Raw genomic sequence first — 12,734 nt, 5'->3', positions numbered from 1 at the left:
TGCCCAGTTCAGACGTGGCTTTTGAAGATTCCGCCCGTACGATTGACCCGGGCAGGGGCGCCTCGAACGGCTTTGCTACAGATCGAGGCCACCGCGCAGCAGGGCTTCTTGTCTGCCGGCGAATTTCTGATCTAGCAGGTGGAACGGTTGGCGAGCCCTTCTCAAGCACGCCTAAGTTTCCGGTCGAACGGTTCCGGGGGGAGCTGCAAAATGACAATCGATACTCGGGTATTTACCTGCGGCGACGCTATCCGATGGGCGATTGTGCTCGCGATCTTGGCGCTGGATTTCGTCTGGCTGATTGCCAGCGGGCGTTCGGTGACGCATAGCAGTCTGGTCGCGCAATGCCTGGCGGTGGCCATGCTGGGAACCATCACCCTGGCGCTCAGTTTGATTGCGGGCCTGCCACGCATTACGGCGACATCGCGCGGACTGCACTACCGACGCCTGGCGCTGGTAGCGCAGTGTGGCGCGTTGCTAGTCTCGTTCACCAGTGTCATGAGCGTCCTGTCCTATTTGCTTATCACGCTTGCTCCTCCATTGGTGGACGGCAAGCTGGCGGCATTGGATGCGATGCTGGGCTTTCATTGGCCGCAGGCCTATGCCTGGGTTCGGGCACAGCCGACACTGAACTTCGTTCTGGCGCTAGCTTATGCCAGCGGCCTGCCTCAGCTGGTGCTGGTGCCGATGCTGATCGGTCTGCTTGGGCGGGCTGCCTATTTGCGCGAGTTTCTTTCCAATCTGATGCTCTCCTGCGTGCTGCTGCTGCTGATTGCCGCACCGTGGCCGGCCGCGGGGGCCTTCGTTTTTTTCGGCGTGGCGAGCCCTGCAGAAATGGCCACAGTTTCACACTTCGGCGCGCTGCGTGAAGGATCGATGCGGGTGTTCGACCTGGCACAAATGCAAGGCCTGATATCGCTTCCTTCCTATCACACGGCTATGGCTCTGTTCTTTGTGCAAGCGATGCGCTGGACGCGCGTTGGCGTGGTGATCATCGGACTGCTTAACCTGTTGATGATTGTGTCGACCCCCACGGAGGGCGGCCACTATCTTATCGATGTTGTGTCTGGCGTGGGATTGTGGGCGCTGACCGTAGGCGCGCTGAGCTTGCTTGCCGCCAGGAGCGCGCCGGCAAGGGCGGAGCCAGATGCGGCGCCTCAGCCGGTCTGAGCGCGCGTTGCCTTCTCCGTTTCGCACATTGGGTGGCGGGGCGGCTGACGAGGAGTGTTTCAGGATCTATTCGAACCACTAACGCGCTACCGACAAGAATAATGATCGGCTCGAGGGGAATCCATGGAAACGAGAAACCCAATCGCAACCGCATTGCCGGCGGCAATACCGGTTCGAGATGGCAGCAAACTGCCCACGGATACCACTGCGCTGCGTTGGAAGCACACTCTCTGCATCCTGTTTTTCTTTTCCGGATTTCCGGCGCTTATTTACCAGCTGATATGGCAACGGGCTCTGTTTCGGATTCTCGGGGTCAATATCGAGTCGGTGACTATCGTCGTCACGGCCTTCATGCTTGGGCTTGGGCTTGGCAGCCTTGCGGGCGGATTGCTGTCGAAACGACGCGGCCTTTCCCTGCTTCCGCTGCTGGCAGCCATCGAGTTTCTCTCGGGAGCTTTCGGCCTCGTTTCGCTGGATGTATTCGACCGGGTTGGCACCTTTGCGCTGGGTCTGCCGTTAAGCGCGACAGCGGCAGTGGCGCTGGCGCTGGTGCTGGCACCGACGCTGCTCATGGGCGCAACGCTGCCGGTCCTGGTCGGTCATCTGGCTCGACGCTCCGGTAACGTAGGCAGTTCCGTTGGCTTGCTCTACTACGTCAATACATTGGGGGCTGGCGTTGCTTGCCTGATCTGTACGGTATTGCTGTTCCCTTTTCTCGGCATGCAGGCTGCGGTGTACGTGGCGGTTGCCATCAACGCAACCGTAGCAGTCGTGGCGTTGGTGGTGCACTGGCGCGACCACGGTGAAGGCGATACGGGCGCAGCACAATCGCAGGTTCAATCGGCCACTACACCAGCACTGCGCTTTGGCGCGGTGCTGGCCCTGGCTTGTGCTGGCGGAGCGATTTCGCTCTCCTATGAGATCTTCTTCTTCCGCACAGTGTCTTATGCCTCCGGGAGCGGGGCCTCGGCTTTCGCAGCGACCTTGGCAGCATTCTTGATCGGCATCGCCTCGGGATCGCGCCAGGCGGGGGAGTGGTGCGGCGGGGCGCTGGAACACGGTATGCGGCAGTTGGCCGGCTCGCTGTTAAAGGCCAATCTGGTGGGCTTGCTGTTTCTGCCGCTGCTGGCGCATTTCCCCGTGCCCGGTAGCGCGCAGCTTGGCGTCTCGCTGCTGGTGGTGTTCGTGGTGGCCCGCAGTTGGGGGGCGCTGCTACCTTGCCTGGCTCATTGGGGCGTGTCTCCCGATGGCCATGCCGGTATGCGCATTGCACTACTCTATCTCGCCAACATAGTCGGCTCGGTCACGGGCAGCATCCTTACCGGCTTTGTCCTGATGGAGCATCTCGGACTGGTCAGCATTTCCATGGTGCTGGTAGGGGCTGGTGTCGGATGTTCCTTGTTGCTGAACGTATTGCTGCCTCTGCCACCGAAGGCGAAGCGCTGGCATGTCGGCTGCGCCGGCGCTATGGGCGTGTTGATCGTAGCGGCGCTCCCTGCGCTTAGTATCGGCGTGCTGGAAGCGCTGTTATGGAAGGGTTCACCCGAGGCCAAGGGGCCGTTCACCCATGTGATCGAGAACCGCAGTGGCATCATCACAGTGGATAGGGAAGGTACTGTGTATGGCGGCGGTATGTATGATGGCCGTTTCAACGTCGATCTGCGGCACGACACCAATGGCATCTTGCGTCCCTATGCGCTGAACCTGTTCCATCGCCACCCACGCGACGTGCTGATGATCGGACTGTCATCCGGCTCGTGGGCACAGGTGATTGCCAACAATCCGGAAGTGCGATCGCTCACGATTGTGGAGATTAATCCCGGCTACGTCGAGTTAGTAGCAGGTTCGGCGGAAGTTGCGTCTGTACTGCGCAACCCCAAGGTGACTCTCATTACCGACGACGGGCGCCGCTGGTTGCGCTTGAACCGCGAACGGCGCTTTGACGCTATCGTCTCCAATACGACTTGGCATTTCAGGGCAAACGCAACCAATCTGCTGTCTGCCGAATTCCTTCAACTGGCCGATGCCCACTTAAAGCCAGGGGGCGTCCTTTACTACAACACCACCGATTCGGATCGGGTTCAGCGTACGGCTTGCCTGGCATTCCCCTACGGGGCGCGTTTCAGCAATCATATGGTCGTGTCGCGTGCACCGCTGGCCTGGGACTTCGAACATTTCCGCCATACGCTGGAAGCCTATCGTATCAATGGCCAGCCGGTCCTCGACGTGCGTGCCGGCCAGGACCGCCTTGTTGCAGATGCCTTGATGGCCGAGTGGGAATCCTCGCTGCACCGTGGCAGTTCTCGACAAGAGGATGCCATGGAAACCTGTCCGCGCATCCTGGCCCGTACCGTTGGGCTGAAGCAGGTTACCGATGACAACATGGGTACGGAATGGCGCCACTTGATGCGTCTCGATTGAGTCGTGCTGCTTCGTCGGCTTTTGCCCGCCGTATGCGGCAAAATCGGCGCAAGAGAATCGCCGTGCCAGTTCGGCGCAGGCGCCTATCGTTAGCCGCGGTCATGCTGGCCCCGGCCATGCCATCGCAGGGGCAAGGGCAGCCCTGCGTCAGATCTCGACCACACAGCACCAGTCGAACCGGGAATTCTCCAGCTCCCCCGTGCGCCGGCTGACATAGCCGCGAGGGTTACACACCACGCGCGAGGTGTCGATGCAATAGTCAAAGCTGGTATGCGTATGGCCGTGGATCCACAGGTCGGCCTGCGCTACCAGATCAGGCCTTCTCGACAGGAAACCACCGGATACCAGATCGTGCGAATAGCGCGGATCCAGGCTGCCGAGATCGGGGCCGTGGTGGGTGACTACCACGGTCTTGCCGTCGAAGGGCAGGGCCAGTTGACCTGCAAGCCAGGCGGAGGCTATCTGGTGGCGCGCCAGCGCGTCTTCCGGCGAGAAGTGACGCAGGTGCCCGTCATCGCCATTGAGCTCGATCAGCCGGTGGTCCAGCATCACTGCCGAACAGGCCTGCATCGAAGCCTCACGCCTGTCGGTGCCGAACAGGCAATAGTCTGTCCACCAGGTGGTGCCCAGGACGCGTACCCGCCCGCTGGCGCCGCTGAACTCCGCCACCGCACCATTGAGCAGGTGCACACCGGGATGCGTGGCAGCCGCGTCCGCCATCAGCCGGTCCACGGCGTCGACGTTGCCTTCGTAATACTCATGGTTGCCCGGCACGTAGATCAGCGGCTGGCCGAAGGTTCGGGCCGCCCAATCGATGCCGTCCCGGCCATTGGCGATATCGCCGGCCAGTATCACGATATCGGCGTCGCAGGCCGGTACGGCTTGCGGCATGGCGTGTTCGATATGCAGATCGCTCAGGATACGTAGTTTCATGGAGACTCCAGGCGAATTCGTTGGCACTGCGCGCCGTGCCAGGACGGCGGTGCTTGAATTCTTAAGAAGGCCGGAGATCCGGTCAAGTCCCTCGATTCCGGACGAGTGCTCGAGCGTCTGCGCAGCGACCCCCAGACAGCGAAAAGGCCCGGAGCCAGGTCCGGGCAAAAGACCGTCTTGCCGGCATTGCACCGGGAGACAGCCGGGGGAACCGTTTCCGGATACCCGGAAGCGCTATCCCTGGCCGGCCATGGTCGGCAACAGGACGCGATAGATCTGGATGAATGCCGGGCCAAGCAGTACCAGCAGCAGTGATGGGAAGATCGTGAAGATCAGCGGGAACAACAGCTTCAGCGCAATCTTGGCTGCCTGTTCTTCCGCTCGCATGCGTCGCTTGGTGCGCAACATGTCGGACAGCACGCGCAGGGAGTCGCCCAGGCTGGTACCGAAGCGATCGGCCTGAATCAGCATGGATGCAAACTTGTCGACATCTTCCACCCCGGTGCGTAACGAGAGATTGGACAGTGCCTTTTCCTTGGAGAAGCCGGAGCGCAGCTCCAGCAGCATCAGCTGCAGTTCGTCGGCAAGGACCGGGCAGCGCAGGGCCAGTTCGTCGGCCACGCGCATCAGCGCCGCGTCGAGGCCGAGGCCGGCTTCCACGCATACCGTCAGGAGGTCGATGACGTCCGGGAACTCTTCGAATACCGCGCGCTGGCGTTCGGCCACCTTGTGCGACAGCACGGTGTTCGGCAGATAGTAGCCGATGGCGGCAAGCAACGTCAGCAAGGCGAGCATGATGTGCTGCTGCTGTAGCGCCGGCTGATTGCTGACCGCGATCAGGCCGATCATCGGCAGGGCGATTGCCAGTATTGTCTTGGCGGTGAAGTACAGCGGGGCGGCGCTTGTGCTACGCCACCCGGCATTCATGAAGCGCACGCGCAACTGCGAGCCTTCCCATCCTTCCTTAGGCAGCGACAGGCGCGAGACCGGCTGCGTCCATTGCACGAGCTTGTCGATCCAGGCCTGCTGCCTTCCGGACCTGCCGCTTGCCTGGCCTGGCTGGCCCGCGAGTTGCTCGGCCCTGCCGCGCATGCGGTTCGGTGAGAACGCATAGAGCACGCCAAACACCATGCCGAATGCCGCCACGAAGATCAATGTCAGCACGATCAGCTGATCGGACTGAAACCCCTGAATGATGCCTTGCATGATGGACTCCCGTCAGGCTACTTGCCCATACCGTGTGTGTCGGAGCACTACGCTGTTCGTTGCTCGTCGTGACGTCATACGCGGATACGGATGATCTTGCGCATCCACAAGACACCGAGCATCATCATTCCCACCGCTGCGCCGACCATCTTCAGGCCGATCGGGTCTTCCCACAGCACCTTCATGAAGTCCGGGTTGACCACCAGGATCATCCCGCCAGTGGCGAAAGGCAGCAGACCCAGCACCCACGCAGACATGCGTCCTTCTGCCGACAGGACCCGGATCTTGGCAAACAGCTTCAGGCGCTCGCGCACCATGTTGCCAATGGTGTCGAGGATCTCCGCCAGGTTGCCGCCGCTCTCGCGCTGGATCAGGACCGCGATCACGAAGTAGCGCAGGTCGCCCACCGGCACCCGGATGGCGAGGTTGGTCATGGCTTCATCAAGCGCAATGCCGTAGTTGATTTCCTCGAAGGTGGTGCGGAACTCGGGGGCGATCGGCGCCTTCATCTCCTGGCCGACCATGCCGAGCGCACCGCTGAATGAATGCCCGGCGCGCAATGCGCGGGCGATCATGTCAACCGCATCGGGCAGCTGAGATTCCATCTGCTGGATGCGCTTGGCGCGCAGGCGCATGATATGAAGGACCGGCAGGACCGCGGCCACGGCGGCCCCAACCAGCATCAGTGGCGCCGGCACCGGCACTACCGGGATCAGCGCAATGGTGCACAGCGCTACCGTCGCACAGTAGCCCAGCAACTGGGCCACCGACCACGTACTGCCCGACTGCTCCAGCCAACGATCGAGCGAACCGACGCGAGGCAGGCTCATCAGCCACTGCTGCATACGCGGCGAGCCGGCGAGCAGCCGCTTCTTCAGGATCGACAGTTGTTCAGCGCCGACTTGCCCGCCGGCGGACAGCGCCCGCAGCCGCGCCTCAATGCGCTTCGCCGCCGCACCATGCGTACTGTTCCACCAGATAAAGATACCCTCGACGCAGAGCACCACGGCCACAAACAGCAGGATGCCAAAGGCATAGAAGATCATGCTCATGAGTGTCTCCGCATGGCGTATTCGCTGTGATATCCCGTGGCCGCCTCAGACTTCATGGCGCTTGGCCGGATCGTAGATTTCGTCGGGCAGGCCCACGCCGAACACGCGCAGGCGTTCGGCGAACTTGGGGTACACCCCCGTGGCGCGGAAATGACCGCGCACGGTGCCGTCCTTGTCTACGCCGGTGCGCTGGAAGGTGAAGATCTCCTGCATGTTGATGATGTCGCCTTCCATGCCGGTGATCTCCGAGATGCTGATAATCTTGCGCCGGCCATCGGTCAGGCGCGCGGCCTGGACGATCACCGTAATCGCCGAGGCGATCTGCTGCCGCATGGCCTTGGCCGGCATGGTCAGGCCAGCCATGCTGACCATGTTCTCCAGGCGCGTCAGGGCATCGCGCGGCGTGTTGGCGTGGATGGTGGTCAGCGATCCTTCATGGCCCGTGTTCATGGCATTGAGCATGTCGAGGGCCTCGCCGCCGCGCACCTCGCCCAGGATGATGCGGTCCGGGCGCATCCGCAGCGCGTTGCGCACCAGCGCACGCTGCGTGATCTCTCCCTTGCCCTCGATGTTGGGCGGACGCGTTTCCAGCCGCAGCACATGAGGCTGGCGCAGTTGCAGTTCGGCGGCGTCCTCGATGGTGATCACGCGTTCGTCCTCGGGGATGAAGCCCGAGAGGATGTTCAACAGCGTGGTCTTGCCGCTGCCGGTGCCTCCCGACACCAGCACGTTGACCTTGGCCTTCGACAATGCCTGCAGCATCTGCGCCATCGGCGGCGTCAGGCTGCGCAGTTCCACGAGGTCCGACACCTGAAGCGGATTGACGGAAAAGCGGCGGATCGAGAGCAGGGGTCCGTCGATGGCGGATGGCGGAATGATGGCGTTGACGCGCGATCCATCCGGCAGGCGCGCGTCCACCATCGGGCTCGTCTCGTCGATGCGGCGGCCCACGCGCGAGACAATCTTCTCGATCACCTTCATCAGGTGCGCATCGTCATAGAACACGACGTCGGTCAGTTCGAGCTTGCCGCGCCGCTCCACATAGGTCTGGCGCCCGGTGTTGACCAGGATGTCTGAAACCGTCGGGTCCTTCAGCAGTGGCTCCAGCGGGCCAAAGCCGAACATTTCGTCGTAGATCTCGACCGTCAGCTGGCGTCGTTCGTTGTCGTTGAGCAGAACCCTTTGCTCGTCGATGATCAGGTTCACCAGCGTAGAGATTTCCTGCCTCACCTGTTCTTGCGGAAAACGCGCCAGGCGCTCCAGTTCCACGCGGTCCAGGACGACTTCGTGCACCTCGCGCTTGAGGGCATGGTAGCCCGGTGACGCGGTGGTGCTGACTGGCGCTCCGGTCGTGAACTGGATCGCGGCATGGCCATTGGTCGTAAAGGCAGGGCCGGCGCCGGCAAGCTGTTCGCGGATCGACATGATGGGCTCCTTCAATTTGATTTGGGTTCAGTGCAGGCCAGGCAGACCATCATCAGGTGCTCTTGGTGCGCAACATCAGGCGACGCAGCGGCGATACGGCATCGGCTTTGCCATGACGGCCGCTCTCGGTCGGAGCGGCCAGTTGCGCGGCCATGCTCTGCAGCGCTCGCGTGATGGCGCTGCGCCGGCTCAGCTTGCCCACCGGCTCGCCGTGGCTCACGGCTTCATCCACCGCCGACGGGTCGTCCGGCAGGACGACTGCCACCTTCATGCCGAAGATCTCTTCCATGGTCGCGCGCGGCACTTCGCTCTTGCGGCCCGTGCGATTGAGCACGAGCTGGATCTTGCTGGGCGGGTAGTGCAAGGCGCGCAGGATATCGAGCATGCGGCGGCCCGGTCGCCCGCACGCGACCGCTGGCTCCGTGACGACGTAGATGCGCTCGCTCTGGTCCAGCACGCTGATCGACAGCGGGTCGATGTTCTGCCCCATGTCGACGAGGATGAAGTCATAGTTCGGCTGCGCCACAGAGAGGATCCATTCGAGCTTTTCCTTCTGGATGTGCGTGGCCTGGACCGGATCGGCGGCGCCGGCGAGCAGGTCGAATCCGTTCTCCACGTGGACCAGGCTGGCATCCAGAAGCGCAGCGTCCATGCGGTCGGCCTGGCTGCAGATGTCGGGCAGGGTGGACGGCGGTGTCTTGTCGGTGACGATGTGGGTGAGATCGCCGAAGTGCCGGTTCAGATCCACGACCAGTACCCGCTTGCCGTGTTGCCGGGCGATCGTGTCGCCGAGATTGGCCGTGACGAAGCTCGTGCCCACACCCCCCTTGCACGAGATCACAGAGATCACCTGGGCAGCTTCATGGGCGCGCGGCACATGGGTCGCCTCGACGCGCTTGAGGGCATCGGCGAGCTGCGCCTTGTCCAGGGGCCACGACAGTACATCGCGGATGCCGGCGCGCATCGCCTTGATCAACACGTCGGGGCCCGGCGCCTGCGTGACCAGGATGCAAGGAAGGTCGGCGTGTTGCTGGCGCAAGGCTTCGATGGATAGCATCTGCGCAGGACCCAGGTCAGGCAGCTCCACGATCAGCAGGTCCGCCATGCGCAGCCGGCCGGCATGGAGCGGGAAGCGAGCCAGGCCTTCCTGAAGCGACATGGCCCGGAAGTTCCCGACTGCGGCACAGAGCCGGTTGATCTCGGCGAGCCGTTCGGTGTTCTCGGATGCGATCAGGATCTTCAACATGGTGTCCTCGCGAGTCTCTGTTCTGGTTTCCTGGGATGGACGTGGTGGCGCGCCGGCGTTGGGCTTAGCGCGAGCCGCCGCCCATGCCCACACCGCCGTAGCCGCCGCCTGCTCCGAAGTCGATGGAGAAGCCGCCGGCAGTGCCGCCGCCCGTCTGCATCCGGATCAGAGAGCGATCAAAGTTCCGCATTGCAGCCACTGCGGTCTTGCCATCGGTGCCGGTGACCGTCGGCAGGCCGGCCGGCGCATCAGGGTTGATGATCTGCATCTGGTTGACGGTGGCGAGTGCCACGCCACGCTGGCCATCCCACACCGGGGTAGATGTCATGCAGGCCGACAGCCCGAGGCACGACAGGGTGCCCAGTACCAGGGCGGCGGCGCCGCGCGAAAGCTTCGAGATCTTGTTCATGATCGTTCTCCGGTTTGCTGGTGGCGCGACGCTCAGTTGCTGTCCGATGGGGTGCCGCCGGCCGAGCCTGCCGTCCGCGCCTGTGCCAGGCGCGCGGCGGTGGCTTCGATGCGGGCGATACGCGCGGCGGAGTCCTCCGGCGGCGGCAGCGCCGCCACGCTGCGTGCGCGTACCTCGGGCGCCTTGGGTGCCGCGGCAGCTGGCCGCGGGGACGCGGGGGCCGCCGGGACCGGTGCAGGGGGCGTGGCAGCGGACGGAGCCGCGACCGTGGACGGCTCCTCCAGCGGCCGGCCTTCCGGCATGGCCGAGATCGACGTGGCCTGGGTGGCTTCGCTACGCGGGGCCGACGGCGCGGGGGCGGGCGCTGCGGCTGGCGCTGGCTGCGACGGGGCCGGCGCCGGAGCGGGCGGCATATTGCGGTGGCCTTCCATATTGCCCATGAAGTACAGCGAGAACGGATCAGGCGTGGTGAAGCTGTCGGTGGGCAGCGGGTAGTTGTTGGTCGCCATCGGCTTGACCAGGCGTGGCGTGATGATGAACACCAGTTCGGTCAGGTCCTGCTGGTACTGCGTGCTGCGGAACAGTGTGCCCAGCACCGGCACTTCGCCAGCACCCGGCAGCGCCTTGAGCGAACCGCGCGCACTGTCCTGCAGCAGGCCGCCGATGGCAAAGCTTTCGCCGTCACGCATCTGCACGGTGGTGGAGGCGCGGCGGGTGGTGATGAGCGGAAGCACGGACTGGCCAGCCAGAGTGCCGCCGCTGACGGTCGCGCCGGTAGGCGACAGCTCGGACACTTCCGGCGCCACCTTCAGGTGGATGCGGCCATTTGCGAGCACCGTAGGCGTGAACTTCAGTCCCACACCAAACTCTTCTTCCTGCAGGGTGACCGTGCCGGCACCATTCAGCACGTTGGCCTGCGCCACCGGGATGTAGATCTTGCCGCCGGCGAGGAAGCTCGCTTCCTGCCCGCTGATGGTGACGAGGTTCGGCTCGGCCAGGATCTTCACCAGGCTGTCGTTCTTCTGCGCGTCGATGGCAAAATTGAATGGCTTGTTGTTGGCCTTGCTGCCGAAGATCGCGCCGGAAGCGCCGGTCAGCAACGATGTCACCAGTCCGCCGGTCCACGAGCCGAAGCCGCCTTGCAGGTTCACCGACGAGCCAAGTTGATTCAGCAGCGTCTTCGAGACCTCCGCCACCTTCACTTCCAGCATCACCTGTTGCGGCGTGTCGACCGAGAGCATGTTGAGCACGCCGCCCTTCTTGCCGGCATCGCCGCCTGCACCGACCTGCGCTGCATTGGCATAGGCCTGTGCAATATCCATGGCCTGCAGGGCCGATTGCGCATTGGTGACACTGCCTGTCAGCACCAGGTTGTCCGCGGCAGTCATCACGCGGATGCCCGGTTCACCGGGCAGGAGTTGGCTGAGCGATGTCTGCAGTCCGCCGGCGTCGGCGTTCACCACCACGTTGATGATGCTGCAGCTGCCGCTGCGGCCCTGCACGATCATGTTGGTGGTTCCCACCGTGCGGCCCAGTACGTAGAGCGTCTGTGCCGATACCATCGTGGCCTGCACCACGTTCGGGTTGCCCAGCGTGCGATTCTTTACCGGCTCCTGCAGCGTGATCAGCTGGGACTTGCCGACCGGGACAATCACGCTCGATTCCTGGCGGACCGCGCCGGTGCAATTGGGGCCGCGGGCATCGGCGACCGGCACCGGCGCGGCGGCACCGACCGGTGCGGTGCCGGCTGGCGCCATGCTGATGGTCATCTGCATCGGGGCCTGGGGCGCCTTGGCGGCTGCAGGCGAGGTGGCCTTCGTCAGGTTCCCGGCCTCCACGGCGACCTGCGCCGCGGCGGCCAGCGGTGTGCAGAGGATGGCAGCCAGCACCAGGATGCGGGTGCCGCCAGCGGCTTCGGATCGTTTCTGGTTCATTTTGAATCTCCCCCCGGAGAGGCTGTGTTGCAGCTCGAAATTCGTGGATGCCGTGTGCTACGCGTTCAGAAGCACTCGATGCCGCCCTGGATGCCTGCCAGCACGCCGACGCAGTTGCCAGCGTGCGGCTGTGCGGCCACCGTGCGGGTCTTGACCACGGTGCGCGTTTGCGTCTGCGTGACCACCTTGACCTGCGGGGCTTCTGGCGCCTTGCCCAGCAGCGTGCCCTTGGTCGCGCCGCCGGTGTTGATGTCGGCCACGTCCATCTGGTTGCGCAGCACCAGCGAAAGGGTGCCCACGCTGCGCGCCACGTCCAGCTTTTCGGCCTGGTCGGGTGTTACTTCCAGCGTCACCGCATTGACCACCTTCGGCTGGGTGTCGTCGCGGCTGACTTGCTGTGCCACCGCCAGCACCAGGATCTTCTCGAGCACGATCTTCGAGATGCTGCCGTTCTGCGCGGTCTTGGCTTCCTCATTGGTATTGACGATCACATCGACGTAGTTGCCTGGCAGCGCGAAGCCGGCCACGCCTACCACATCGTTGACGCGTACCGTGATGGCTCGCTTGCCGTCGTTGATGACGGCGGACAGACCGCCTTTGGTGCCGATGGGAGCAAGCTTGGCGTCGAGCACGGGCTCGCCGCGCTGCAGGCTGGTCCGAACGACGCGGCCTTCCAGGAGCTTGAGGTCTTCGAAAGCGCCGGGCGGCACGCTGGCCGTGGGCCAGTTCACCAGGCGCAACTGGCTGCCGTTCAGCGGCTGACCCAGGTTCAGGTCATTGGCAGCGACCACCACCTGTTTGACGGAATTGGACGATTGCTCCATCAGCCATCGCGACGCCGACACCACCGCCGCCACGCCGGCGAGCAGGGCAATCAGCAACATCAGGATTGCGCGTGTGTTCTTCATGATGACTCTCCCCTAGAAGTTCCGTGTGGG

10 protein-coding genes are annotated in these 12,734 nt (G+C 63.6%); 2 read left to right on the top strand and 8 right to left on the bottom strand.

Going from position 1 to position 12,734, the window contains the following annotated elements:
* Positions 1–210 precede the first annotated feature (210 nt).
* Positions 211–1,170 carry a phosphatase PAP2 family protein gene (locus ACIGJG_RS13630; protein WP_011298801.1) on the top strand — a complete coding sequence of 320 codons (960 nt, stop codon included), beginning with the start codon at positions 211–213 and terminating at the stop codon, positions 1,168–1,170.
* Positions 1,171–1,293: 123 nt separating this feature from the next.
* Positions 1,294–3,591: a spermine/spermidine synthase domain-containing protein gene (locus tag ACIGJG_RS13625; RefSeq protein WP_011298800.1), complete on the top strand. Its 2,298-nt coding sequence runs from the start codon at positions 1,294–1,296 to the stop codon at positions 3,589–3,591.
* A 147-nt stretch (positions 3,592–3,738) separates the two neighbouring features.
* Here the strand turns inward: ACIGJG_RS13625 and ACIGJG_RS13620 are convergent, their stop codons facing one another.
* The 8 genes from ACIGJG_RS13620 to cpaB all read right to left on the bottom strand — a co-directional run bounded on the left by ACIGJG_RS13620 (position 3,739) and on the right by cpaB (position 12,704).
* Positions 3,739–4,524 (bottom strand): metallophosphoesterase, encoded by a 786-nt coding sequence (locus ACIGJG_RS13620; protein WP_140950361.1) that lies wholly within the window; start codon positions 4,522–4,524, stop codon positions 3,739–3,741.
* Between the two features lie 234 nt (positions 4,525–4,758).
* Positions 4,759–5,730, bottom strand: coding sequence for a type II secretion system F family protein (locus ACIGJG_RS13615; RefSeq protein ID WP_011298798.1), 972 nt, complete (start codon positions 5,728–5,730; stop codon positions 4,759–4,761).
* A 74-nt stretch (positions 5,731–5,804) separates the two neighbouring features.
* Positions 5,805–6,782, bottom strand: coding sequence for a type II secretion system F family protein (locus tag ACIGJG_RS13610; RefSeq protein WP_011298797.1), 978 nt, complete (start codon positions 6,780–6,782; stop codon positions 5,805–5,807).
* A gap of 45 nt (positions 6,783–6,827) precedes the next feature.
* Positions 6,828–8,207 (bottom strand): TadA family conjugal transfer-associated ATPase, encoded by a 1,380-nt coding sequence (locus ACIGJG_RS13605; RefSeq protein WP_011298796.1) that lies wholly within the window; start codon positions 8,205–8,207, stop codon positions 6,828–6,830.
* Positions 8,208–8,259: 52 nt separating this feature from the next.
* Positions 8,260–9,453, bottom strand: a complete 1,194-nt coding sequence (locus ACIGJG_RS13600) for a CpaE/TadZ family protein (RefSeq protein ID WP_011298795.1) — start codon at positions 9,451–9,453, stop codon at positions 8,260–8,262.
* A 64-nt stretch (positions 9,454–9,517) separates the two neighbouring features.
* Complete coding sequence (locus ACIGJG_RS13595) at positions 9,518–9,862, bottom strand: hypothetical protein (RefSeq protein ID WP_011298794.1); 345 nt, start codon at positions 9,860–9,862, stop codon at positions 9,518–9,520.
* 32 nt (positions 9,863–9,894) lie between these two features.
* Positions 9,895–11,796, bottom strand: coding sequence for a type II and III secretion system protein family protein (locus tag ACIGJG_RS13590; protein ID WP_140950362.1), 1,902 nt, complete (start codon positions 11,794–11,796; stop codon positions 9,895–9,897).
* Between the two features lie 65 nt (positions 11,797–11,861).
* On the bottom strand, positions 11,862–12,704 hold the full coding sequence (gene cpaB, locus ACIGJG_RS13585; RefSeq protein WP_011298792.1) for a Flp pilus assembly protein CpaB: 843 nt from the start codon (positions 12,702–12,704) through the stop codon (positions 11,862–11,864).
* Positions 12,705–12,734 lie beyond the last annotated feature (30 nt).

It is taken from the genome of Cupriavidus sp. C1SS-2L (assembly GCF_057073735.1).
This window is presented reverse-complemented; position numbering and strand designations above follow the sequence as displayed.